The organism is Nodosilinea sp. FACHB-131 (genome assembly GCF_014695395.1).
In the GTDB taxonomy this organism is placed as follows: Bacteria; Cyanobacteriota; Cyanobacteriia; order Phormidesmidales; family Phormidesmidaceae; genus Nodosilinea.
Genome location: NZ_JACJOF010000018.1, coordinates 1 through 24,978 on the forward strand (window position 1 = coordinate 1; position 24,978 = coordinate 24,978).

The window sequence follows — 24,978 nt, forward strand, 5'->3', positions numbered from 1 at the left end:
TGGCGCTGTGGTCCCACTCTGACCCATCCCGAACTCAGTCGTGAAACGCAGCTGCGGCGAAGATAGTGAGGGGGTTGCCCCTTGTCAAAATAGCTCGATGCCAGGTCCTTACTTGAAACTCCCTTACTTACTCGTATGAGTAAATGAGGGAGTTTTGTTTTGAACTTATGTTGGGTGAGTTCGCATCTTCAAAACCATGGGCTAACGTTTAGATAGCCCCGTTCATTGTCGATGCTGTAACTCAAATCAATGCCATGGTAACCGCCCTGTCATCTCCCAACACAATCGCTGACTGGCTTGGTCCTGAGGCGGAGTCGCTGCTTGGCTACGAAGCCAAGGTGCCGAAGTCTACCCTGCACCTACCGGGGCCAGACTGGGTCGATCGCATTTTTGCCCAGAGTGATCGCAATCCTCAGGTCCTCCGTAGTCTGCAACAGCTCTACAGTACAGGCCGCTTAGCAAACACCGGCTATCTCTCCATCTTGCCGGTGGATCAAGGGATTGAGCACTCGGCTGGGGCTTCCTTTGCGCCCAACCCCATGTATTTTGACCCGCAGAACATTGTGGAGTTGGCGATCGCGGGAGGCTGCAATGCTGTCGCCACCACCCTTGGAGTCCTCGGCAGCATATCGCGCCGTTATGCCCACAAAATTCCCTTTATTCTCAAGCTCAACCATAACGAGCTGCTCACCGCTCCTAACCGCTTTGACCAGGTAATGTTTGCCGACGTTGAGCAAGCCTGGAACTTAGGCGCTGTCGCCGTAGGAGCGACCATCTACTTCGGTTCCAATGAGTCGACTCGACAGATTCAAGAAGTCAGCGCCGCCTTTCAACGGGCTCACGAGCTGGGCATGGCTACTATTCTCTGGTGCTACCTGCGCAGCAGCTCCTTTAAGCAGGATAAAGACTACCACCTCGCTGCTGATTTGACGGGCCAGGCCAACCACCTGGGCGTTACTATTGAGGCCGACATCATCAAGCAAAAGCTGCCTGAAACCAACAACGGCTACGGGGCCGTGGCCAAGGCATTGGGCCAACCCTACGGCAAAGCCATCAATCGCGTCTACAGCGAACTCACCACGGATCACCCCATTGACCTTACCCGCTATCAGGTGCTTAACTGCTACGCCGGGCGCATGGGGCTGATCAACTCCGGCGGCGGGTCAGGCGACAATGACTTTGCTGAAGCCGTACGCACCGCTGTGATTAACAAGCGAGCAGGCGGCATGGGGCTAATTTCAGGCCGCAAAACCTTCCAGCGCGACTTTAAGGAAGGGGTGAAACTGTTTCACCTAATTCAAGACGTGTATCTGTCAGACGCAGTCACCATTGCCTGAGGTAGTGAGGCTTGATTTGCTCGCACAGCTTTGAACATGCCAAATCGGCATAGTCCAGAGCCAAAGGCGATCCGCATGAGCAGCAGGGTGGGTACCTCCCGTACCGATTTGATAATCCCCGCTGCGCCAAAGCGCACCATGCCTTGGGGCCGTATGACCCCCTGCCAAATCGAGTCGAGCCAGGAGGGCAGAGTCTCCTTCGACCAGTCGGCGGTGGTGACCTGGCCTGCCACTAGGCCAGTGGCCTCAAGCTGCTCGGCAAAGCCCTCAATGCTGGCAAAGGCGGGGTGCGACCACTGGTCTAGTAGCTGGCGCATAACAGGCTTTTCCCATGCGTTGAGGGGAATTCTGCGATCGTCCCGCTGGTTCCAGTCGGCGACTACTAGAATGCCGCCGGGCTTTAGCACCCGCAGCAGCTCGCGAGCGAACACAGCTTTGTCAGGCATATGGGGGCCTGCCTCTACCGACCACACTACGTCAAAGCTGCCGTCGGGGAACGACAGCGCCATGGCATCATCCACCTGGAACTGAGCAGTGACTCCCGGTGGGGTGAGCTGCTGGGCGCGCCGCACCTGGTTGGGGCTAATGGTGACCCCAGTCACTGCAAAGCCATAATCGCGGGCAAGTATGCGGCTACTGCCACCAATACCGCAGCCTACGTCTAAAACCGTTGTGCCCGCCGGCAAACGGTTTAGGCCACCCCAACGCACCATTTCATGAACAAAGTCGGCCTTGGCGATGAGAAAGTCCTTGCGACGCGGCGGTGAGCCGTAGTGGCCTAGGTGAATGTGTTCACCCCAGTAGAACTCTAGAATGCCATCCTCGGTCCACTGATCGTAAGAATTGGCCACGGTGTTAGAAGACTCATAGCGGCGGGGGGTGAGTAGGTAGAACACTGCACCTACAGCCAGTAGCCCGAAAAGAATGCCAAGAATACCGATTACGTTCATTTATGGGAAAAAACTGCTGTGTTACGGTCTGTATCGTCGATTGTTACCCTATTGTGACAAGCTTGCCGCCCTCAAGCAACTAGAGCTTCCGAATTAAGCAGTTCCTCCCCCAATAAAAACCCCCGACCGAAGCCGGGGGAAACCCCATCAGGAGACGCCTATCTGACGTTTAAGCTAAATTTAAGCCGCCCTTTTAGCGCATGTAACAAGATTATCGAACTTAGAGGTAGATGGGGAGAGCGCTACCGCGAATTTACGGAAACAACACGGCGAACTTTAAGAATTGCTTACAAAGTTCGAGTAGTTCTGCGGGGCTCGACCGGCTCCCCCAAAATTTTGTGAGGACTACTGGGCTAGCGATCGCTGCATCACGACTGGGGGAGCCATGCGAAATTCGCATGGCTGCTGTTAAAAGCCTTAATCTATGGCCCGGAGCGAGTGGTGATAACGAGGACGGCGATCGCCACCAAAAAACCCACATACCCCCCAACAAATAGCCATTCCTGCCAACTACCTTCCATCACTACCCTGCCTAGCTGGGGGAGAGTTACCGCTCCATTGGGCTAGCCACTGCTCCATCTCAGTGGGCAGCGGACTGCGGCGACGGTTAGCCACTTCGATGCAGACATGGCGGGTTACGGCTTGGGCCACTGCTGCATCCTCAAGCGTGAGCTGATATTGAATTTCAAAACTGCTGTCGTCTAAACGGGTGGGGGTGAGGTGAATGGTGACGCGATCGCCGCACCGCAGTGGGCGACGATAGTCCATGCTGGTGTGGACAATGGGATAGGCCAGGATTTCGGCGCGAAAAAATGTGGCCACATCCAGCCCTGCTGCCTCTAAGGAGGCTTCGTAGGCAGCATGACACATCGTCAATTCGTTGGCAAAATAGACCACTCCGGCTCCGTCAGTTTCGTGAAACCGCACCTGGTGCTCAAAGACGTAGCCCATGGCGGCTATCCTAATCTCTCCAGCAGCAGCCTAACCGGCAGCGCGGGCCTAGCTAGCATTGGGCTGGGCCGGACGGAAGGGATAGTCAGTGGGCAAAACGTCTTCGGTTTCTGCGGCCTTTGCGGCCCCTTGGCCCAGAGCCAGCATCGGGTTGTCAATGATTTCTAGCAGGTTGGCCACACCGTATTCCAGTACCTCAACTGGGTCCACGGCAACCCAACCTTCGCCGGTGAGCTGACGCAGTTCAAAGTGCAGGTGAGGGCCGGTGGAAGTGCCAGTGCTGCCGACTAAGCCAACTACCTCGCCCTGCTCTACCCATTCTCCAGCCTCTACAGCGAGCTGAGACAGGTGGGCGTAGCGAGACTCAAGCTTGTCGTCATCGTGGCGCATGATCACTGTCAGGCCATAGCCGCCCAAAAAGTCTGACACTGAGACGCGTCCGGCTCGAGTCGCCAGCACCGGAGTACCCATCGGGGCTGCTAGGTCGGTACCCGAGTGAAACCGCCAGCTCTGAGCAACAGGGTGCATGCGCCAGCCAAACAATGAGGAAATCGATGCGGGCACCGACAGCGGAAACACATATTCTTCATTGCCGCGCCGCAGCACGTTGAGGGGACGCAGCTTTTCGTTGAGGGCTTCTCGGCTGACGATGGTAGTGCTGCCCAGCCGCACGCCTTGAGAACTCACGGCAATGGGGCCAACCCGAATTTCACCCTGACCCTGGCTAGCGCTGGCAGCCCCAGCGCCTTGAGATGGTGAGGCTGAGGCGGTAGAGGTACCGCATGCCGCACTAGGGTTGCTTTGCCCAGCGGCGACGGTAATTTGGCAGCCGCTAGAGCGTTCTGCAAAGACCACATTGGGAGAGCCGCCGGGTCGAGCCGCCGGGGCTTGGGTTGCCCCTAGGCTGTAGTCGGTGGGATCAATAAAAACACTGTTGTAGCCCGCAGGCACTGACTCATCGGCGGCAATGGCTTCGGGTACTACAGTGGCAGGAGCTTCAGCCGGGACCGGCTCAGGGGTACTGACCGCTGCGGGAACCTCAGTTTGAATTTCTTCGCCAGGCGTAGAGGCGATCGCGGGCTTCAGCAAGCTCTCTGCCATGGTGGGGGCCGTGGGGGTGGCCGGAACAGTAACGGTGATAGCCGCTGGGGGCGGCGGGGGAACCGGAGAGAACATCGGCGAACTCGCTGGAGGGGGTGATGTCACAACGGCTGAGGTAGACGGGCGCTGAGGTGTAAACTCAGGCTGTGCTACGGAGGGTGAAGGCAAACTTAGAGTTGCTTGAGGGCTACTGGCCCTGTGGGCACTACTGCTATTCGCCGGCTTGAGATAGTCAGCTGAGGTTTCAACTGGCACCTCTTGCTCAGACGGGTCGGGGGTGTCAGGAGTTCCGGCAATGGCTAATCCGTTTTGGGTTAGCCCCATGCCCCCTACAAGCAGTGCTATCTGTAGCCAGGCTACTGAAGGATACACTCCGGAGAGTTTATCTGCTCGAATAGACTCTATGTTATTTTTTCTCACCATATAATCAGCCGCTACGCATTGTAGCCCAAAGTTACTTTACCTGGTTCAATTTCCAGCGTCTTGACCGCTGGCGCGCCATCGTGGGCAGCGTCTAGGCGTACCCGCAGATTACCCGATGGCGCTACTCCGATGACCTCTGCCGATTGACCTTCTACGATTAGACCCTGACCCAAGTTGGCTAGGCAAGTTTGGTAATCGATTAGAAAGGCGTCGTCTCCCTGGTTTTGCCAGTGGAGATAGCCTTGCATGAGACCGTAGAGGGCGATCGCGGCCAGGCCCTCCAAGGTATTCAAAGGGCCGGGGGGCAATTCCGGTTGAATTAGCGCCTGAATCGAAGTGCCGGTTTCGGGAACTGGGTTAAACCCATTTAGCCCTAGACCAATCACCACGGTTTGTACCCGGCCGCTCTCTAAGTGGGTTTCGGCCAGCAGGCCACCCAACTTTTTACCGCCTGCGACCAAATCGTTGGGCCATTTAACCTGCACCGGTAGCCCCAGGTTGGTCAAGCTGGTAGCCACACCCCAGGCACTGGCCAAGGTGAGGTATGAGCTACGGGAGGCAGCTAGATCGGGCTTGAGCCCCAGCGACAGGTACAGCCCTCCGGGGGGAGACTGCCACTGTCGCCCCCACTGCCCCCGCCCGGCCTGCTGGCTGGTCGCCACTAGCACTGTACCCGCTGGAGCGCCAGCGGCCATCATGGCGACCAGCGCTCGGTTGGTAGAGTCAATGTGCTCGGTCCAGTGGAGGTGAAAACGTGGGCGCAATGCCTGATAGTCAGGCATTATGCCCAGGTTTTTAGACGGCTGTAGGAGGGCCTGGCGAAGTCGGTCTAGGTTCACCCGCTAATCGTCCTAGAATTTTATATAGAAATTAGGATAGGTCTTTGACTAGTACTGATCACGCTACCACCTCAGGAAATCTACAGAGATGGTAGAGGGAAGCGCAAAATAGAACTTGATAAACCGGCGCTGTAACTTAACGCGTTCTCTATATTGGCGGTCTTGCCTTGCCGGATGGAGTTGCGATCGCAATAGCAGCGTATAGGCATAGCACCGCCGCGGGGGGCGACATGGCAAATTGGCATTGGCAAACCTGGCAAGGGCAAGGGTTTCTCACCTGTGATCTACTTCAACCCTGGCCCCACGGCTTTTTTACCCGACAGTTTTGGCCCCAAAGCCCAGAGGCTCTGACCAATATCCTCGACGCGACGGCGTCGGTGCAGCGGGTGAAGCAGGTTCATGGCAACCGGGTGCTAACCCCTGCTGATCTGCCAGCTCCTGACTTAGAGGAGAGGGCTGAGGCTGACGGTCTGGTGAGCGATCGCCCCCATCAAGCCCTCTGGGTCTGCTCGGCAGACTGTAGCCCGGTGCTCATCGGCGATCGCGCCACTGGGCAGGTCTCGGCTATCCATGCGGGCTGGCGAGGTACAGCCCAGGCGATTGTGCCGGTGGCGGTAGGCAAGCTACAGTCCCAGGGCAGCCGATTGGAAGATTTGGTGGTGGCGATTGGCCCGGCGATCGCAGGGGAGGTCTACCAGGTTTCTGTGGACGTGGCCGCAGCGGTGGGGCGCACAATTATTCCTCAGCTCGCTGACAACGACGAAGCGGTAGTAGCGGACCTGCAACGGCGCGAAAATGCCCCCGTACTTGGGGATAACGCCCCTGGCAAAGTGCGGCTAGATGTGCGGCTGGCAAATTGGTGGCAGCTCGAGCAGCTGGGGCTGAGTCGGGAGCAGGTGGCGATCGCTCCCCACTGCACTTTTCAAGAGCCCGACCGCTTTTTCTCTTACCGCCGCACGGGCGAAAAGCAGGTGCAGTGGTCGGGTATCGTCAGCCAGGAGGCAGGGGTATCTGGGTGATCGCTGTCTAGGGCAACCAGGTGGCCTGGAGGCCGCTAAAGGGAAACTCCTCTGGATCGGTGACTGTAGGCATGCTAGAGGCAGCGCTGGCCTCAGTTGCGGCTGCGCTTGACGTGGTATCGGCACCTTCAGCGGACTCAGCGGCATCGAGGGAGACTGCTGGGCGAACCAGAGGTAGATTCCAGATTATAGGTGCACCAGTTTTGCCCTCGGCGGTGGTTTGACCGTCTAGATCAATCAGTAGCGATCGCCCGTCGGGGGCCACGCTCATGTGAATGCGCTGCTGCTGGGGCAGGCGCAGCAGCGGGCTGACCTTACTGTCGGCTAAGGTGATGGCCAGCAGCAGTGGTTGCTCAGCGTAGGCATCTTCGGACTGCAAGGTATCAGAATCCGGTGGAGCCTGGACCAGCTCACTGGCCAGCACGTAGAGAATCTGACGGGTAGGGTCAAATTGGGCATCGACAATGGCCCCACTCACCTGCAATAGTTCTTCTTCTCGACCCTGGTTGGTGACTAAAAACAGCGATTCGGTAAACCGCTTCTCGGGGTCATCCTGGTTGAAATTGACCATGGCGGCGGCCGAGCCATCGGCGGCTAGATCGAGCACTCGTCCGTAGTTGGGCAGAAAGTCGAGGGGCTGACTAGGGCCGCGAACTTTCCCTGAACCTTTTTCTGAGCCCAGATCGATAATGGCGGTGCCCTGACCCTGGAGCAGCAGCAGCGACTGGCTATCGGGGGCAATTAAGAAATCGCCGCCGGGCTCGGTTTCGAGCGGCTGAGGTGGTAACCCCTGACGCACTACCCAGGGGCCAAAGTCAGCAGGGTTCTGCTGGTTGACCCGCTGCACCACAATGATTTGCCCGTCGGCGGAGAGGTCAAACTTGAGGTTTTGGTAGGTGCTGTTGTCGAGCACCAAGGTAGTTTCGCCCGATGGAGCGGTTTTCTTCTGGGGCCAGAGCTGCTGCCACAGGGGCGGGCGCTGGGCGGCAAAGTCGATGGGCGGGCGGGGGGTGAGGCCCGTGGTGACGGTGTAAATTTGCTGGTTGAGCAGGCTGCCGGCCTGGCTAGTGTCGCTGGCCGAAAAGAGCACTTTGTCGCCCAGGGGGTAGGGCTTAAAGTCCATTACCGAGAGGTTTGTGGGGGTTAGAATGGTGCGCTCCTGACGGCTCAGATCGGCTAGCACCAGGCGATTGGCTTCATCACCCTCAGCCCCAATGTATAAAAAGGCGCGGGGGCGAGTTTCAAACTGGCTTTGAAAGGGCTTAAATCGGCTAGAGCTATTGGCGGTGGCAGCGTAGCGATCGCGCGCTCCCCTCAGCCTCACGCTGAACGTCTCCCCATAGGGCAGTGGTTGGGTCAGGGTGTAGGCCATACGTCGTCCCGCCCAGCTCACCTTACCCGGTAGAGGCGGGTCGAGGGTAAGGTTTTTCTCTACGCTAGCCACATCCATGGGACGGCTAAAGGTGAGCAAAAAGGCTTGGTCTTCGGCCCCTACCTGGCGGTCTTGCCAGGTAAAGTCGCGCACCCGCGCCGTGGCGTGGTCGCCCGAGAGGATCAGCAACCCCAGGGCCAGCGAGAGACCGGCAATAATCATGATCGCCAGGCGATCGAGGGGTTGGGAGCGAGAGCGGCGAGAGCGGCGACGGGCCATGGCTAATATTCGTAGGGAGTGCGGGGTTCGGGGATTTCGGTCAGGGTGGGGTCGCCGATGGCGAGCTGGCGTTTGCCGTCGAGGGTGCTGGTTTGCATTTCGCCCTTGACCTCAAGCCAGGTGTCGGGGTCGGGTCGGGCGGTGCCTGGGGGCAGCTCTACCGGCAACCCTACGGGGTAGGCATCGGCGGCGCAGCAGGTGAGCACAAACCGCGAAATCATCACAAACTCGTCGGGCCAGTTGGGAATATGGGTGACAAACCCGCTTACCTGGGCAACCTGGCCCGCGTAGGCGTCGGGCTCGGGGTAGACGTTGAGGGTGCGCACCCAGTCGACAATGGTGCGCTCCTCAGATGCGCCACCGAGGGAAAACCGCTGGGGCCGCGATCGCGTCTGACCCAGCACATCGGTAATGCCCCGCTGGAAGGCGGTCTCGCTAGCAAAGGGGCGCGGCGTGTAAACCAGCCCAAACACGGCAATAGCAATTAGCAGCGCCACGCTAAACTGCCGCGGCAGCAGCGCCGTATGTTCTTGACTGCGAATGGTTTGCCCGGTTCCCTGACGGTAGCTGAGCCACACCTGGATCAGGCGGCTCACTCCCATGGCCAGCAGCAGCACCATGGCCAGGTGGGCCAGCCACATGTAGTCGGGGTGCAGCAGCAGGTAGAGTTTGCCCGTCACCGTAAAGCGCAGCAGCATCAGCCCCCACAGCAGCAGCATGGCGGCATCCACCAGGGCCTGCCAGGGCAGCGATCGCCGTCTGGCAGCGCGCAAACCATTCGAACTAGGCGTTGAGGTCATAATTGCCAAAAGAAAATAGGCATTTGCAACGTAAAAAAGTCACTAGTCACCCCTCGCCCCTCAGCTGTACCTAACGGCAGCGGCTCAGGGCGTTCTTAGCTGGTGTAGAGATTCATCACCAGGGCCAGCAGGAATACTAGCTGAGCTGCCAGCACAAATAGATAGAGAATGGCCCGCCCCTTAAACACCGTCAGCAGCAGACTGATGTTTTTGAGGTCGATCATGGGACCAAATACTAGAAAGGCCAGTAGGGAACCACTGGTAAACGTGGAGGCAAACGACAGGGCAAAGAACGAATCGACCGTCGAGCAGATCGACACGACCCAGGCTAGGGCCATCATCGCCACAATCGAGGTCACAGGGCCCTGGCCCAAACCCAGGATGACCTCGCGGGGAACGGCGACTTGAACAAACGCGGCGATCGCACTGCCGATCACCAGCACTGCACCCAACTCCCGCAGCTCTAGCACCATGTTGTCAACCATCATCCGCAGTCGGGTGACCATGGGCGGCGTAGCAACAGCTACTTGAGCCAAGACTTGAGCGGGCGGGGCATCGAGCTGAAGCACCTGCCCCGGCGACTGCATCAAAAAGGTGCCGGATCTCAGCAGCGGTGAAATCTCCGCCTCCGCTGGGGCTGCCGCTACCGGCTCAGGTCCCATCATGCGGGTGAGGTTTTCCTGCAAAAAGGGCCGCACATCGGCCTGGGCACTGAAAATCAGGGCTATTGTGACCGCTACAATCAGAGTAAAGCCCACCCGCAGAAAGACAATTTCCGGCTGATCGCGAAAGGCAATCCAGGTGGCCCAAAACACCACCGGGTTCACCGTCGGGGCCGCCAGCAAAAACCCAATCGCCACCGCCGTTGGTGCGCCCTTGGTCAACAGCCGCCGGGCCACAGGAATGTTGCCGCACTCACATACCGGAAATAGAAAGCCAATCAAGCTGCCCGCCAGCGCCGCTAGCACCACATTTTTGGGAATGACCGCCAGCAGCTTTTGCTCATCGACAAACAGCAGCAGCACGCTGGAAAACATGACCCCCAGTAGTAGAAAGGGCATGGCCTCGACCAGCAAGCTAAAAAATAGCGTAATGCCGTTGTTAAGTTGGGTCATGGCGTCGGCTACGGTGCAGGGGACCCGACCCGGTGCGTGAGCATCTACAGGCCGAAGCACATTTTAGCTGATCGCAATGCCTTCCGCCTGTGCGCGGGGATCGCTAAGGCCAGAATGCTTTGTGGCAAGAAGCAGTGGGCTAGGGCTTTTGCCAAATCACTGAGTAACGCCAGAACAGATGTCTACGAAAACGGCGACCTGGAATCACAGTATCCGTAACGTTTTGGATCTGTTTTAACGACAATTGAGCAGGACGGGTCGTTGCAACCTGGGTCGTTTGCGTTATCGATGTTCGATGCCATTGTTGATACGCAAAGTTGAGCGGCATAGAGATTGCGCTGTAAGCATAATCAATCGGGGTACTCTCTCGATAAAGCCCAAGAACTAACAGTTTTCCGGCAGGGCGTAGCAGCAGCTTAATTTTCCGCAGAGCTGCCGCCATATCTATGTGGTGTAAAGAGGCGATCGCTACAATCACGTCGTAAGCAGTCTCTGGTAAGTCAGCGGTGAGAAAGTCACCCTTTGCGTAAGCAATATTGGCAGCAAAATTAAGACTTGCTGCTGCCGCTAAAACAGCTTCATCAGTATCAAGAGCGTCTACTAAGTTGGAACGCTCCGCCAGTTTTTTGGCAAAAAGGCCCAAACCACAACCTACATCCAGGGAGCGGTCAACCCTGCTTGGGATTTGGTGCAACAAATAGCGATGATAATGGGTGTTGTGATCCCACATTTCTGCTCAACTCAAAGGAGTTTAAGGCCTAACGATACCTTCTGCGGCAGACCTCTAAAGAAGAGCGATCGCCATGCGCACGTTGGTTTCTAAAGTTTGTTCTGGCTCTATGATTAACAGATTTTCTCCCGTGTTGAGAGAATTGCGGGGGGCCGTCCAGGGCTCAAGGCAATAGTAGTCTTTGCCCTTCACCGTCCAAAACACTAGCTTGGTGTAGTCGCCACTCCAAGACAGGGTAAGCCGTCGCCTGAGGTGGTGGTCAGTCACCGTCGCTGCTGGAGCCGTCAGGTTCTGAAAAGCCAGGTCAATCTCGTCTTGGCCAAAGTCAAAGCTGCCCCCAAAGGTTTCAATCCCGCCTGTGAGGTGGTTGCGGAATTCTGTTGAGGGAATTTCAAACTCTAGCTGAGATTTATCTTCTACTAAGAAATAAGGGTGCAGCCCGGTAGAAAAGGGCATGGGCCGAGCCGCAAGGTTGGTGAACTGCTGCTGCAACTCGAGAATGTGGCCCCGCAGCTTAAAGGTGAAGGCCAGCCTGAACGCAAAGGGATATTGCGCCAGGGTAGCTTCGCTGCTAGCCAGTTCTAGGGTGAGGCTGGCCGATTCAGTCACATCCTGCTGGGTCACCTGCCAGGGCAAGTCACGAGCAAACCCGTGCTGCTTCAGACTGTAGGTCTGACCATCTAGCTCGTACTGGTTATCGGGCAGATTGCCGCAGATGGGAAACAGGATGGGAATACCGCCCCGCACTGACAGCTCGGGATTGGCGAAGCGATCGCCGTCAAAGTAAAAAATATCCTGCCCCTCCACCTGCCAGCGGGTAGCAATGCCGCCGCGATCGGGCACCAGTTCAAGCCGGGTGTCCGCGTCAGTGTCTGACAGCACATAGGTGGAGTGGGGGTCTGCTTTCAAAGCAACGGCAAACACAGGACACCTCAGGGGCACAACGCCTAGACGTTACCACAGCTCTCTGTCATCCAGTGCTGCGGTCACAGCTGTTTATAGCCTTTTTACTGGAGCTACAAAGTCTTTAGCGGTGCATTATTCACCTTCGGTAGGGATTGGGGTAGCAGGTACGGTATCAGCCCAGGCGTTGACCTCAGCGTCATCCGTCAGAACGGTGGGCTGGGGGGCAACCAAGGGTACTGTCGCAATGGGCTCAACCTTCATCTGGATCGGGGAAGGCAGTGGCACAGGAACTTCACTAGGTTGACTTCCAGCGGAAGACTCATTCTGAATCGACTCCCCAGCGCTTTGCGAAGTGCCGCCGCTACGTTCGGGCGGCACAGGCTTAAACTCCGGCTGCTCTGGGGAAACCTTAGGTCCCCACTCTTCTAGGTCGCCTTCAAACTCAACCTCCATCTCTAGAGATTCTGGCGCAGCGGGAGAAGACTGATCTGTCTCTGGGCCTATCTCTGGCTCTGTCGCAGGCTGATCTACGTTGGTAGGCTCACTGCTGTCCTCAAGGGCCTCAGGGGTATCCAAGTCCTGGGTAGGAGCGGCCGAATCTTCCAGGATGTCTTTGGACTCAGTCTCGTCCCCCAGCCGTTCTTTAGGTTCTGGTGTCGGTTCGATCTCCAGCTCCACTGGCAGAATGTTCTCCGCATCGGGTGATACAAAGGGGCTGCTGGGGTCACTGACGTCTTCTGGCGTTGCTTCCTGGGTGTTAAGGTCAAGCACAACGGGTGACTTGAGCGGTTTGTCAAACTGCGACGAGGCCTGTTCAATGCGCTGGAGTACCTGCTGACTGTCCTTGCCGCTGAGGGTTTTGGGGTGAGAGTCTTGTACTCGCACCGGTACCAGCTCAACCCGCATCTGGTCGTCTTTGAGCCCGACTTTAAGCACCGCTGAGTCCTGGTTTTCGAGGGGCTCGTCGGGACGAAATACGAAGTCACCTAGAGAGTAGGCAATAGGTCGCCCCTTATAAATCTCACCCCCCTGAATCACGGTGGGATGGTAGCCCACTACCACATCGGCACCCTGGTCAATGGCCAAGCGAGCTAAGTTGGTCTGCATGAAATTGGGTTGTTCGCCCAGGTGGTCAACCCAGCGAAAGTTCACGACAATCCAGTCCACCTCGTCGCGCAGGGCCTGAATGTCAGCTACTATTTCGGGCATATTCTGCGCGTTAAACCCGGCCCTGTCTTTGAAGGCTGTGGCGGCCTTGAAGGTCTCGACTTCTTTGGCGATCGCCTTATCGCTGGCCCCAGCGCGCTCTTTGAGCACATCGGTATCGTGGGCCGCGTTATTCCCCCCCATGGCATAGCTCAGATAGGCAATGCGCTTACCTTTGACATCAAGCACCTCTGGGCGGCGGGCCTCGAGGGCGTTGCGCCCGGCACCAATGCGGTAAAGCCCTTTGCTGTCCAGAGTGGTGAGGGTTTCGTCAAGGCCCTCGGCCCCATAGTCCATCAGGCTACTGTGGGTGAGGTTGACAACGTCTACGCCGCTATTGACTAACAAATCGACAGCATCGGTGCGGGTCTGATGGCGCAGCCCCTCTTGCAGGTTGGTGGCCGCCGTAGCTAGAGGGGTGGCCAAATTCACTAGGGCTAAATCAGCCTGACCGTACTCGGCGACATCAGCAAAGAATCCTCCAGGAGCCGTCAGGCTTTCTGGAGCAATGTCCTCTAAAGAAATATCACCGCCAAACAATAGAGTGACGTCATCGGCAGGAGCAGGCGCGACAGCCTGATGAGTGATTACGCCCACAGGCTCGAGGGCCGTATCGACCACCGTAGAGCGGTTGCCATTGGCACCAGCTGCATTTCTGCCTGGGGCAGAGACAGGCCTGCCCTCGCCAGAATCCCTGAGGGCGGTGGGCGCTACCGGAGCACCTTGATCTACCTCTGTCTCGGGCAGCACCTCGGTCTGGGCCGAGAACTGAGGCAGCGACGGCGACGGTGCAGAAATAATCACTTCGAACAGACAGCCCATGACAAAGGCTGCTACCGCCGACCCCGACAATACAAAAGCGCGCAGGGTTTGTAACCGCTGCCGCGACAGCGGTTTAGCTGGGCTCGGGCGCGATTGCCGAATTTTGGGTGGCATGGCTAAGGCGGCCTGACGCTGGGCCTGGGCCTTGAGGTCGCTCTGGCGGCGCTTTAGGGCCGGGGTGACGATCTTGACGCGCTGCTGCCAAAGCACTCGGCGGTGCCCTAAGGGTCGAGCAATCACCAAAATTCCTTCGATCAGCTCTGAGTTGAGTAGCCACACGCGGTGACACAGAAACCGCAGCAGCCTGTCCTTAACCGGCGGCTGCCGAAATTCCACTACTAGCTGTAGGCAGCCGGGGCGATCGGCCTGCACCTGCACAAAAATACCGTGGGGGGTTAGGGGTTGATTGAGCCACAGGGCAATGTCGCGAAAGTATCCTGCCGCTGCCCGTTCTTTTACTGAGGGCGGCTGAAGCAAGGGGCCCTGGGGCAACACCTGTGGCTGAGGAGGAATAACCGCGCTAATCATAAATGTGCAGGGGTAACAAGGTGGCAAATGAAAAGCGATAGATCGTCCCTAAAACCCTGCGGTTAAAGGGCGAAACTACCACGGCAAATGCGATGCCCCAATCATAGTGCAGACTTGAGGGGGTGACACACCTGTACTGAGATAGCCTTGACGACCCCAGTAGTCTTCCGGTAGTCATCTTTTGCCCCTGTCGATACAGACCGGGGAGAGGCTTCCCCATAATCTGCTAGTGTCTTATTTTTACGAATGCTTGCCCATGTCCACACCACCCCTGAGCGGGCGCGACCTGCTAAGCCTAAGTGACCTGAGTGTCGATGAGCTGCTAGAACTTTTGACCTTCGCCACTGAGCTGAAGGCTGGTAAACACCAGCCTCAATTCCCTCAAAAGGTGCTGGGTCTCCTGTTTCGCAAAGCGTCAACCCGCACCCGCGTCAGCTTTTCGGTGGCTATGTATCAGCTGGGTGGACAGGTGCTCGATCTCCATTCTGGGGTAACCCAGGTGAGCCGGGGTGAGCCTACTAGTGATACAGCCCGAGTGCTCGATCGCTACTTAGATGTAGTGGCCATTCGCACCTTTGACCAAGCTGAGATTCAGGAATTTGCCGACTACGCTTCGATTCCCGTGATCAATGCCCTGACCGATTTGGAGCATCCCTGTCAGATTTTGGCTGACCTGCTGACCATTCAAGAAGAGTTTGGCGCCCTACAGGGATTGACCCTGACCTACCTGGGTGACGGCAACAACGTTGCCCATTCGCTCTTGCTGGGCTGCGCCATGGCGGGGATGAACGTGCACATTGCTGGACCAGAGGGCTATGCTCCAGACCCAACCATTGTGAAACAGGCCAACCAACTCATGCAGGGCAATGGCCATGTGCTGATCACCACCGATCCTGAAGCCGCTGTCAAAGACGCCCAGGTGCTCTACACCGATGTCTGGGCCAGTATGGGCCAGGAGTCTGAGGCAGGTCAGCGCCTGCCAGTTTTTCAGCCCTACCAGGTCAATGATGCGCTGCTGGAAAAAGCTAGCCCAGAGGCGATCGTGCTGCACTGCCTGCCAGCCCACCGCGGCGAAGAGATTACCCACGAGGTGATGGAAGGCGCTGCCTCTCGGGTTTGGGATCAGGCGGAGAACCGGATGCACGCCCAGAAAGCGCTGCTGGCCAGCGTTCTTGAGTAACCCTGACGTGGAGGAGAGTAGTTTGAAGTGGCAAGGTGGAGAGATAAGGAAATGATGGGATGGGGAGATGAGGAAGTTTTAGATGCTGCTGTTTGCCTATCCTCCTCATATTCTCATCTTCCTCATCTCTCCCTACGACGTACCTAGATTAGATTCAAGAAGTGCAGCACGCCTTGGCCACTCAGTGCTTCAATCACAACGGCAAAGGTAAAGCCCAACATGGCTAGTCGTCCGTTAAGGCTTTCGGCAGCGGGGGTAAAGCCCCACTCGCGAGTTTCGGATGGGTTGGGGATATTAGTCATAGATATTTTGTAACGCTTTATTAAGCATTATAGCGAGTTGTGTTGGGGAGTGCCGGGGTGGGTCAAGAGATGTATGCGGGTGGTGGATTGAGAGTATGGCGCTATCCGCCGCCGCTAAAGCCGGGCGATCGCCTGCGGGTAGTTGCTCCCAGCGGTGCCCTGCGAGAGTTAGAAAGCTTTAACCAGGGCATAGAAGTCTGGCGCAACTGGGGATTTGGCGTAGATGTTAGCTCTGGCACCCGGGAGCAGTGGGGCTACCTGGCTGGGACAGATGCCAACCGCCAACACCAGTTGGGTCATGCCCTAGCAGACCCCACCTATCAAGGCATTCTCTGCGCTCGGGGGGGCTACGGGGGCACTCGGCTGCTGGAGGGGTGGCAGTGGCCAGAGGCGATGTCGCCCAAATGGTTGATTGGCTTTTCTGACATCACCAGCCTGCTGTGGAGCCTGGGAACGCAGGGAATAGTTGGCGTGCACGGGCCGCTGTTGACTACTCTGGCGGCGGAGCCCGAGTGGTCGCAGCAGCGGCTCAAAAATTTGGTTATGGGTCATGGGCTGCCCGCGCTGCACGGCGAAGGCTGGAGCCAAGGTACTGTGGAGGGGCGGTTGTGGCCCGCTAACCTGACGGTGGCGACCCACCTGCTAGGCACGGCTCACGAGCCAGATCTCACCGGCGCAATTTTGGCTTTTGAGGATGTCACCGAGGTCCCTTACCGGATCGATCGCATGCTGACCCACTGGCGCTTGGCGGGCAAGCTCTCTCAAGTTAAAGGCGTTGCTCTGGGGCGGTTTAGCCGCTGCGAGCCGCCCGATGGCGTGCCCAGTTTTGCGGTGGCCGAGGTGCTGCGCGATCGCCTCGGCGATCTGGGCATTCCGGTGGTGGCCAATTTGCCCTTTGGCCACGACGGCGACAATGCCGCTCTGCCAGTCGGAGCAATGGCTCGCCTGGACGGCAGCACGGGCCGCCTCGAAATTCTGCCAGCGGTTTAGGTGTTTACCGTCTAGGCGTCTTTAGAATGGAGTCACGTTTTAGGTACAGCCGTGGTTCCTCTTCGTGATGACAACCCCACCAGCATTACCCCCGTAGTGACCTACGGATTGATCGGAATCAATATTGCCGTATTTGTGTTTCAGCTCAGTCTGTCGCAGGAGGGCATAGACGGCTTTTTTGACGCCTGGGCACTGGTGCCAACCCAGCTAACCGAGAGTTTTCAGGGGGCGCTTCAGGCCCCAATCTACGAGTGGATTACCCTGCTCTCCTCTCAGTTTCTCCACGGGGGCTTTTTTCACATCGGGGGCAACCTGCTCTATCTATGGGTATTCGGTAACAATATTGAAGACCGACTGGGCCACGTCAAATTCTTGATTTTCTATCTGGGTTGTGGAGCCCTGGCGGGGCTGACCCAGTGGGTTTTTGATCCGTCCTCGGCGGTGCCAACCATTGGAGCTAGCGGGGCGATCGCCGGAGTCATGGGAGCTTATATTCTGCGGTTTCCTCGAGCCCGGATTGTCACCTTAATTCCGCTGATTATCTTTTTCACCACCGTGCGCATTCCGGCAGTTTTTTTCTTGGGATTCTGGTTTGTGCAGCAGGCGCTATTTAGCATCGCCAGCCTCGGCAGTGATATGGGCTCGGGTGGCGGCGTGGCCTACTGGGCCCACTCCGGAGGATTTGTGTTTGGGCTGCTTTTAGGCCCGCTGCTGGGGCTGATGGGCGGCAAGGTGCGATCGCCGCGTCGATAGCCGTAACTTCACTAATGCCTAAGGACTCAAACTGTGGGGGCGGGCTGCTGGGGTGGTAACTTCATAAAGTTCTCGAGTAAGCTAGGGAATTATTTGTGATTTTATGACTGATGCCGCATAACGGGCTTGAAAAGCACTAGAAGGGCATTGGGCACCACAATTGGTAAACTTGCCCTTCGAGGGTTCCTGACTATTATCCTGATTAGCCAACTCTACAGAAAGGTACGACTATGGCGGAAGCCAAGATCCTCGTTGTCGATGACGACTCCGCAATTCGCAACCTGATTCATCGGTTCCTGGCCAAGCAGAACTATGAAATGGAGTCGGCAGAGGACGGTAAGAAGGCTCTGGCGGTGTTTGAGCAGTTTACCCCTGACCTGGTCATTCTCGACCTCAACCTGCCCGACACCAACGGCTACGACCTGTGTAAAGAGATGCAGTCGCGGACCGGAGTGTTTGTGCTCATGCTCACGAGCCGCACTGACGAGTCGGACAAGATTCGAGGATTTAACGAAGGGGCCGACGACTATTTGACCAAGCCCTTTAGCCTTGGTGAGCTAGAGGTCCGGGTAGGCGCTATTCTCAAACGCCAGCGCCCGGTCACGGCGGCAGAACAGCAGTGTCTAACCTTCAACAGTTTGGCCATTGACCCCGTGCGGCGAGAGGTGATGCTCAACGACGAGATGGTACCTCTGACGGCTCTGGAGTTTGATCTGTTGCACTTTTTGGCTAGTCATCCCGGCCGCGTGTGGCGGCGGGCAGAGCTAATTCAGAAGGTTTGGGACTACGACTACGTCGGCGATCAGCGGGTCGTTGATGTGCATGTCGGCCAGATTCGCAAAAAGATCGAGAAAGACACGACCCAACCAGCCCTGATTCAAACGGTGCGGGGCGTGGGCTACAAGTTTGAGCCGCCGGGCACTGGAGAAGAGGCGATCGCAGGTTAGCCTGCCTCTGCCCCTCGCACCTGGTTGCGAAAGGCCCAGGCGAGCTTGAGCACCTTAGTCCAGTTGCGCTGCACTTTTTTGGGCGTCCAGCCCAGGGTGTGGGCGATCGCCTCATCGGTCAGGGCGGCGTTGCCGATCTGCTGTTGTTTGAGGTCGAGAAACTGACGGTAGTCTGAGGGCAAGGTCGTTAAAAAGTCGCCCCACTCCGTTGGCGTCATCCCTAATCGCGCCTCGAGGTTGGCCCCGAGCCACTGGTGCACCAGCTGCCACTCGTGCTGCTGAGAAAATTTTTCAACGTGGTACTTGAAGCGCTGCTGGAGATAGTCGCGCTCCCGAGCTGAAAGACCTAGGATATCGTCGATTTCTGCGGCGGAGCAGTCCTTCAGCTTGAGCACCAGGTAGTCGACGCAGTCAGTCTGGTTTTGGTCTTTGAGGTACTGCATTAGGGCATTGATGACGCGATCGCGCATCACCCCGTCGCCCGGGTCATTGGCCTCAGCCATCATTTTTTCGCGCACCTGCTGCACTACCGAACTGCGGGCGTGGCTTTCGGCGGCCTCAGTCTTGGCCCCCTCGCTAACTAAAGCCATGTCTACCGAGGTTTCAGCAGGCTGGCGACGGCTAAAGGCCTGGGCGCGCAGCACAATTAGCTGCTGGCTGCCTCCCCGCAAATTGATGCGCCGTTTGGCATACTGCTCGCTAAAGGCCATATATTCCGCTAGCTCCAGCCGGGTGCGGGGGGTATAGGTAGCCGGTAGCTCATGCTCGCGCCGAAAGGCGTTGAGCACTTCAATGTAGAAAATCTGCATAAAATCTTCGAGCAGGGCATAGCGACCCTTAAACCCCAAATAGCTGCCGTGGGGAGCCACATGGCGGTAGACAATGGCGCTGAGGCTGCTGTGCAGTTCTACTCGGCCCCGATGGGAGCCCATGTCGTAGTAGGCCAGGCATTTGCTCACCCGATGGCGCACCAGGGCCGTCTGCCAGTGGCTGACATCCCCTGAGGACTGAATGCGATCGCTCATGGCGCAGATGCGTTCAATCTCTGCCGTGAGCCGCTGCATTACCCCGTCTATGCCCCCCAGCCGACGCTGTAGATGAGTCATAAACAGCTCTTCTACCAGGGTAGCAATGGGGGCCGTGCTGTTAGCATCGGGCTGGGGCAACGGTTCTGAAGGCGGTGGTGGAGTCCCAGGGGACAGTGGGGGCATGGCTAAGCAGGTAGATGCGGTCTTCATAGTTACCCAATCCTAACAACGACACTGAAATCGAGAGAAGCCAGCCGGGACACTCAATAAATTGGTGAGTTCCGGGTGGGCTGTTATGTACCCCCGCTTCAGCCGCTGAGATTTCCCAAGGCATGTGCCAGCACCGAAAGCTGCCCGCCCTTGCCGCAGGCCAATTGCCGCCGGTTTGCCAATTTGATGAATCTCAGAAAATTCTCTGTCTGCTTCGAATTACCGATCCTGAAAAGCCTTGTTTTGCAACGGTTTTAGCCTCTTTTATAACCGTTGAAGGCGGCGATCGCTGATTTGCTTGACGCAGGCGATTGCGATCGAAACGGTGCGCCTAGAATTTGCCGATCGAGGTGCCAGTTGCCCAGTTGCCCCCATAGGCGGTAGTTCAGTCGGCGGCAGTCATACCAGCTGAGCGCCCCAGTCTAAAGCGGTCTCCCACCCCAGACCCTTGCGAATCATCTGGGGATTCTCCCCCTCCATATCCAGAATGGTCGAGACTTCGTAGGCCAGGGGACGATCGTCGTCGATCACGATGTCCACCAACTTTTCAAGAGTGTCAAACATCGTCATTTTGTCCAAGGGACGTCCTTTGGTCGCCTCTGGTAGCAGTGTCAAAGCTGACGTCGAAATAATTGGATTTTGTAGCGTTTCGACCAGAGCTAGACAAATGGCATGGTCGGGCACCCGAATGCCCGTAGTGCGCCGCTTGGGGTTCATCACCAGGCGGGGCACCTGCCGCGTGGCGGGCAGCAAAAACGTAAACGGCCCCGGAATTAGTCGCTTAATTAGGCGGTAGGCACCATCGCTAACGATCGCATAGTCGGCAATATTAGACAGCGAGGCGCAGAGGAAGGTGAGGGGTTTGTCGTTGGCCAACTGCTTAATCTGGCGTACCCGCTGCACCGCCCCACGATGGTTGAGGTCACAGCCGATCGCGTAAACTGTATCGGTGGGGTAAAGGGCGATCGCCCCCTGCCGCAGCGCCGAGACAACGGCCTCTACTTTGCGGCTCTGCGGGTTGTCAGGATGTAGTTTGTAGGTTGTTGCCATTGCCCCTGTCCCCGCTGCGGTTGCTCTGTTGAAAACCTTAGCTTACCTCGATTGCCCCTCGGGCATTGCTGGCGATATGTGCTTGGCCGCCTTGGTAGACGCTGGCGTGCCGCTGTCGTACCTGCATGCTCAACTGGCCACCCTGGGGCTGAGCCACGAATTTATCCTCACCGTGACGCCGACTCGTCGCCAGGGGTTGCGGGCGCTCTATGCCGAGGTCGCGCTGACCCTACCCCCAGGGGAGCATCGCCACGGAGACCATCACCACGCGACGGCGGCCGAGCCCGACCAGGGTTCTGGAGCGGCGATCGCCGCCTCAACTGCCAGCCGCAATCTGCCTGCGATCGAACAGCTCATCACCCAGGCTGCCCTGCCCGATCGCGCCCAGCGCTGGAGTCTAGCCGTGTTTCGTCGCTTGGCCGAGGCCGAGGCGGCGGTCCACGGTATTGCCGTAGATCAGGTGCATTTCCATGAGGTCGGCGCGACCGATGCCATTGTCGATATCGTCGGCACCTGCCTGGGGCTTGACTACCTGGGAGTTGAGCAGCTGTTCTGTTCGCCCCTGCCCACTGGGCGAGGCCGGGTGCGAGCTGCCCACGGCTGGCTGCCCGTCCCTGCCCCCGCCGTTCTCAAGCTGCTAGAACAGCGCCGAGTGCCGATTTACAGCAACGGCTTGGATGGGGAACTGGTAACCCCGACCGGAGCGGCGATCGTCACTGCCCTCGCTGAATCCTTCGGCGATCCCCCAACTATGACCCTACGCTGTACTGGGCTGGGAGCTGGGGGAAAAGAGCTGCCCGTTGCCAACGTGCTGCGCCTGTGGATTGGGGAAGTGGCCTACCTATCCACCCCAGTAGCGGCGGTGGCACGGTCAGCTCCAGCTGAGGCCCCCTACGATTCTGACACCGTTACCCTGCTCGAAACCCAGGTCGACGACTTGGTACCCCAGGCCGTAGGCTACCTCTACGATCGCCTCTTAGCAGCGGGTGCCCTGGATCTATTCACTCAGTCCGTAGCCATGAAAAAATCTCGGCCTGGGCTACTCATTACGGTGCTCTGCCGCCCTGAAGACGAACCCCACTGCGCAGACATTCTATTTGCCGAAACCTCTACCCTGGGCATTCGCCGCCAAACTCAGCAGCGGTGGGTGCTGCCCCGCCACATAGAAACCCTTGAGACGCCCTACGGCCCGGTAGCTCTAAAGCTGGCCTATCACCCCCGCACCCAAGCGGTGCTTAATGTTCATCCTGAGTACGAAGACTGCGCCGCCTTGGCGCGCCATCACAATGTTCCCTGGCAGACGGTTCACCAGACGGCACTTAGCCTATGGTATCAACGAGCTGACAAGGCGCTTTAGCCTATGGCCAAGTCTGCCCGTCAAGATTTAGCTCGTCTATTTCTTCTTCACTGAAGTGGTCTTCTTTCCCCGCCGCTAGGTCAGCCCTTGCTAATACACTGGGATGCACCTGATTCAGCTTCTGGGAAAAAATTCTAAAGGCATCTAGCCCCTGGCGTTCGGCAAGAAACAGGGCTTCTGGCCTCTGATCACGCTGGGTCACCTTCACCAGGTTGTACTCTGTGTTGTCGCCATAGATGGCAAACGTAATTTGGAACACCTCCAGAAAGTTGATGACCCACTGACATTCGCTTCGGGGGAACTGCTCATAGTAGCGAATCAGGCTGGCAATTCTCGTTTCAATGTAGGGGAGCGTCTGCCGTGAAACCAATACCAGCTTAAGCAAAATAATTGCTAGAGTGAGGGCATTGCCCTGGGACAACACCAGCGAAAACAATGGCGAAGGCTGTTCTTGATCCTCTGTCATTAAATAGTCAACGACCCGGTTGCTGGTGCGCAACATCAGCGACGCATCCCAAGGCTCATAGTCAAACTCCTCATAGAGTTTGACTAGCCGTGTATCTAGCTGTTGCTGAATCTGTTTAGAAATCGGGTTGTTGCTGACGGTATAGAGCAAATAGCGAGTCAGACTTTTCTTAAAATCACCGTAGCTACTCTCTTTGATCTGTTCTAAAAATAAGTGCGCTAAGTTTTTGTAGCTGAATTCGCCCCGCCTAGCCACAATTGCCTTGACTAGACGAAGGGCACTATCTCCCAACGCTGTGGGGTTGGCTACGGGGCGATCGCGAGTTTGTCCCGACTGGCTATGGGCCGTGTACATAGCCAAGTCAAACTTAAACTTGTCTTTCAGGCGGCGAGAGAGGGCACGAGCGGCCTGGCGCTGCTCGATAGGATTATTTTCGTTGACGTACTGGGGTACCAGCAGGTACGGAGTATAGCGAGCAGTCCAATCATCGGGGCGGTTTAAGGTGCGCTCCTCAGTGTAGCGAGCCGCAAACAGCCTGAGCTCTTCAAAATCCTCGCTTTCAAGAAACCGGGTAAGCCAGTGGCGCAGCCGCTTAAGGGTCGGCGATAGAGTGCGACGCTGGATCAGTGGATCAGAGAACAAGTCAACTAAATCCTGAATCGCATCGAATTGACGAGCAACTTCCCAGTTGTTGACGAGAATATAACAGCAGCGCTTGATGGTGTTACGAAACTCTAGTTCGTTGTTAGCGAACAGTATGACGTGCAGCGCTGGCAGCGTTTGAGAGCTAACCGAATCAGTGTGATGGACGAAAAGATGACGAAACTCCTCTAAAACGTCTTGAGGATGCCAAATCTTTACGATTTCTAGCAGAAAATTGTAGATAACCTGCTGAGCCTGAGCCAGCGATAACCCAGGTCGAGCCCCATACTCGTTTGACTCCATTGAGGGATATCTAACCACGGCTTCCCGAGACATTGGTTGGTAGATTTGACCCATGATTACCGGAGGTAGTTTGGCAAGCGATCCGAGTAATCTGTTTGCGGAACAGCAAACAGCGTTTGCTAGAGTGCTACCGCTAGACTCTCTAGACTTTAATAGTCACAATGCTGGCTAGACCTGCCCTTTGATAGGTCTAGCTACAGACTAAATGCTTAAACAATCCAAACCCGGTAAATTCCAGACCCAATGAACCCGATGGTAGATGCATGTCTTGGTGTCGTACCTCCGACGTCAGCTAGCTCTCTACAGGAGAACACAGCCATTCGCGTAGCTCTTAAGGTGCCTAGGGCTCTTAAGTAACACCCACAGATCATTTGTGTAAAGTAACACAGCACAATACTGTCTTTAGCCTAATCAGCTATTGTGCCTAGTTGTAACCAAAACATATTCCGTTAACTTTTAAACGGAGAGCCAGCAAACAATTTGAAGTCTTCAACCTATGCTGGGCCAGTAACGCCATAACTTCTTAGGACAGCTACTCGGCTTAGTGATAGTGGAGCGGAATTCTACAGGGAAGCTTAGAAGAATATTACAAGCATTGTGACCCGCTGGATCAGGGTCCAACTGCCGAACGTACTGGCGCTTTTGAACCAAGCCTTTCTTCGCCACTAAAAATGGTATGGGGGCGGAGGGGCTCGAACCCTCACGACCGTTTAGGGTCAACGGATTTTCATTCTCCCGCAGCTTTCGCTGCTGCCTGGGGTGGGGAACCCGCACCAGGTTTTGAGAATTGGACCCTCCCTTTACCCTCGACTAAACGTTAGGGTAGCTCCCGTCGGGCCTCTGCACCTTCCGGCAGGTTTAGTCTGCCGGCTTGGCTCAGGATTGCCGTGTCTAGCGTTGGAACAAGGCTGGAGCCGTTACCCAAAGCTAAAGTTAGGTTTCCCTGAGTTTGAGAGCTTCCACTTAGCAGATTTCTCCGCTAAGGCTCAGTTTTCTAAGTCCGTAGCGTCTACCATTCCGCCACGCCCCCAAAGTTGTCCTAGCTGAGTGTAGGGCAATGCAGATTCTATTGCACCACCAACCGTACGGGATTGCAACTCCCTTGTCTCTCCAAGGGCATATCCAGTTATTTTTTGCTCGCTTTTATTTAGGAGTGTGTGCTAATGTAACGACAGCTGAAGCAATAGCTCCAGCAACATACTTAGTACATTTACCTGGACTAATACATCATGACTACGACTCTACAGCGGCGCGAGAGCGCCTCCCTGTGGGAGCAGTTTTGCCAGTGGGTGACCAGCACCGAGAACCGCCTGTATGTGGGCTGGTTCGGCGTGCTGATGATCCCCACCCTGCTTGCTGCCACTGCCTGCTT

At 56.8% G+C, this 24,978-nt stretch carries 21 protein-coding genes, 1 rRNA gene and 1 pseudogene; 9 read left to right on the forward strand and 14 right to left on the reverse strand.

The features are described from left to right. A 5S ribosomal RNA gene (gene rrf, locus H6F75_RS12210) occupies positions 1–106 on the forward strand; the annotation flags it as partial. 148 nt (positions 107–254) lie between these two features. Then, positions 255–1,337, forward strand: a complete 1,083-nt coding sequence (locus H6F75_RS12215; protein WP_190752594.1) for a class I fructose-bisphosphate aldolase — start codon at positions 255–257, stop codon at positions 1,335–1,337. Here H6F75_RS12215 and H6F75_RS12220 read toward each other — a convergent pair. The 4 genes from H6F75_RS12220 to H6F75_RS12235 form a co-directional block, all read right to left on the reverse strand. Beyond that, the gene (locus H6F75_RS12220; protein WP_190752596.1) at positions 1,298–2,287 is read right to left on the reverse strand and encodes a methyltransferase domain-containing protein; all 990 of its coding nucleotides are present in this window, start codon (positions 2,285–2,287) and stop codon (positions 1,298–1,300) included. The two genes, H6F75_RS12215 and H6F75_RS12220, sit on opposite strands and share 40 nt — an antisense overlap. 510 nt (positions 2,288–2,797) lie before the next feature. After that, entirely contained in the window at positions 2,798–3,238 is a 441-nt protein-coding gene (locus H6F75_RS12225) for a thioesterase family protein (RefSeq protein ID WP_190752598.1), read from the reverse strand. A 48-nt stretch (positions 3,239–3,286) separates the two neighbouring features. Then, on the reverse strand, positions 3,287–4,663 hold the full coding sequence (locus H6F75_RS12230) for a peptidoglycan DD-metalloendopeptidase family protein (RefSeq protein ID WP_242019940.1): 1,377 nt from the start codon (positions 4,661–4,663) through the stop codon (positions 3,287–3,289). 110 nt (positions 4,664–4,773) lie between these two features. Further along, positions 4,774–5,544 carry a biotin--[acetyl-CoA-carboxylase] ligase gene (locus H6F75_RS12235; protein WP_190752600.1) on the reverse strand — a complete coding sequence of 257 codons (771 nt, stop codon included), beginning with the start codon at positions 5,542–5,544 and terminating at the stop codon, positions 4,774–4,776. Positions 5,545–5,831: 287 nt separating this feature from the next. On the opposite strand from H6F75_RS12235, the gene pgeF reads away from it, so the two are divergent. Next, positions 5,832–6,620: a peptidoglycan editing factor PgeF gene (gene pgeF, locus H6F75_RS12240; RefSeq protein ID WP_190752603.1), complete on the forward strand. Its 789-nt coding sequence runs from the start codon at positions 5,832–5,834 to the stop codon at positions 6,618–6,620. Between the two features lie 7 nt (positions 6,621–6,627). Here pgeF and H6F75_RS12245 read toward each other — a convergent pair whose 3' ends face one another. The 6 genes from H6F75_RS12245 to H6F75_RS12270 all read right to left on the reverse strand — a co-directional run bounded on the left by H6F75_RS12245 (position 6,628) and on the right by H6F75_RS12270 (position 14,378). Next, a complete protein-coding gene (locus H6F75_RS12245) occupies positions 6,628–8,271 on the reverse strand; it encodes an Ig-like domain-containing protein (RefSeq protein ID WP_190752604.1) in 1,644 nt (547 codons plus the stop codon). Positions 8,272–8,273: 2 nt separating this feature from the next. After that, positions 8,274–9,071 (reverse strand): TIGR03943 family protein, encoded by a 798-nt coding sequence (locus H6F75_RS12250; protein WP_242019941.1) that lies wholly within the window; start codon positions 9,069–9,071, stop codon positions 8,274–8,276. Positions 9,072–9,166: 95 nt separating this feature from the next. Beyond that, a complete protein-coding gene (locus tag H6F75_RS12255; RefSeq protein WP_190752606.1) occupies positions 9,167–10,186 on the reverse strand; it encodes a permease in 1,020 nt (339 codons plus the stop codon). A 139-nt stretch (positions 10,187–10,325) separates the two neighbouring features. Further along, entirely contained in the window at positions 10,326–10,916 is a 591-nt protein-coding gene (locus H6F75_RS12260) for a class I SAM-dependent methyltransferase (protein WP_190752607.1), read from the reverse strand. A gap of 54 nt (positions 10,917–10,970) precedes the next feature. Further along, positions 10,971–11,840: an aldose epimerase gene (locus H6F75_RS12265; RefSeq protein ID WP_190752609.1), complete on the reverse strand. Its 870-nt coding sequence runs from the start codon at positions 11,838–11,840 to the stop codon at positions 10,971–10,973. Between the two features lie 114 nt (positions 11,841–11,954). After that, a complete protein-coding gene (locus H6F75_RS12270; RefSeq protein ID WP_190752611.1) occupies positions 11,955–14,378 on the reverse strand; it encodes a CapA family protein in 2,424 nt (807 codons plus the stop codon). Between the two features lie 256 nt (positions 14,379–14,634). Between H6F75_RS12270 and argF the strand changes: the two genes are divergently transcribed. Further along, complete coding sequence (gene argF, locus H6F75_RS12275) at positions 14,635–15,558, forward strand: ornithine carbamoyltransferase (RefSeq protein WP_190752613.1); 924 nt, start codon at positions 14,635–14,637, stop codon at positions 15,556–15,558. A gap of 143 nt (positions 15,559–15,701) precedes the next feature. Here argF and H6F75_RS12280 read toward each other — a convergent pair whose 3' ends face one another. Beyond that, positions 15,702–15,860, reverse strand: coding sequence for a chlorophyll a/b-binding protein (locus tag H6F75_RS12280; RefSeq protein ID WP_190752615.1), 159 nt, complete (start codon positions 15,858–15,860; stop codon positions 15,702–15,704). Between the two features lie 69 nt (positions 15,861–15,929). On the opposite strand from H6F75_RS12280, the gene H6F75_RS12285 reads away from it, so the two are divergent. From H6F75_RS12285 to H6F75_RS12295, 3 genes are all read left to right on the forward strand, one after another. After that, positions 15,930–16,850, forward strand: coding sequence for an LD-carboxypeptidase (locus H6F75_RS12285; RefSeq protein WP_190752632.1), 921 nt, complete (start codon positions 15,930–15,932; stop codon positions 16,848–16,850). 51 nt (positions 16,851–16,901) lie between these two features. After that, positions 16,902–17,603: a rhomboid family intramembrane serine protease gene (locus H6F75_RS12290; protein WP_190752617.1), complete on the forward strand. Its 702-nt coding sequence runs from the start codon at positions 16,902–16,904 to the stop codon at positions 17,601–17,603. Positions 17,604–17,833: 230 nt separating this feature from the next. Beyond that, positions 17,834–18,550, forward strand: coding sequence for a response regulator transcription factor (locus H6F75_RS12295; protein WP_190752619.1), 717 nt, complete (start codon positions 17,834–17,836; stop codon positions 18,548–18,550). On the opposite strand, the gene H6F75_RS12300 is transcribed toward H6F75_RS12295, so the two are convergent. Together H6F75_RS12300 and H6F75_RS12305 are read right to left on the reverse strand one after the other, a co-directional pair. Beyond that, complete coding sequence (locus H6F75_RS12300; RefSeq protein WP_199303912.1) at positions 18,547–19,656, reverse strand: hypothetical protein; 1,110 nt, start codon at positions 19,654–19,656, stop codon at positions 18,547–18,549. The two genes, H6F75_RS12295 and H6F75_RS12300, sit on opposite strands and share 4 nt — an antisense overlap. 531 nt (positions 19,657–20,187) lie before the next feature. Next, a complete protein-coding gene (locus H6F75_RS12305; protein WP_190752621.1) occupies positions 20,188–20,838 on the reverse strand; it encodes an L-threonylcarbamoyladenylate synthase in 651 nt (216 codons plus the stop codon). A 28-nt stretch (positions 20,839–20,866) separates the two neighbouring features. Here H6F75_RS12305 and larC point away from each other — a divergent pair, with 28 nt between their 5' ends. Beyond that, on the forward strand, positions 20,867–22,195 hold the full coding sequence (gene larC / locus H6F75_RS12310; protein ID WP_190752623.1) for a nickel pincer cofactor biosynthesis protein LarC: 1,329 nt from the start codon (positions 20,867–20,869) through the stop codon (positions 22,193–22,195). A gap of 1 nt (position 22,196) precedes the next feature. Here larC and H6F75_RS12315 read toward each other — a convergent pair whose 3' ends face one another. After that, positions 22,197–23,606, reverse strand: a complete 1,410-nt coding sequence (locus H6F75_RS12315) for a hypothetical protein (protein ID WP_190752625.1) — start codon at positions 23,604–23,606, stop codon at positions 22,197–22,199. 1,229 nt (positions 23,607–24,835) lie between these two features. Here H6F75_RS12315 and H6F75_RS12320 point away from each other — a divergent pair. Then, positions 24,836–24,978 (forward strand): annotated as a pseudogene (locus H6F75_RS12320) (photosystem II q(b) protein); the annotation flags it as partial.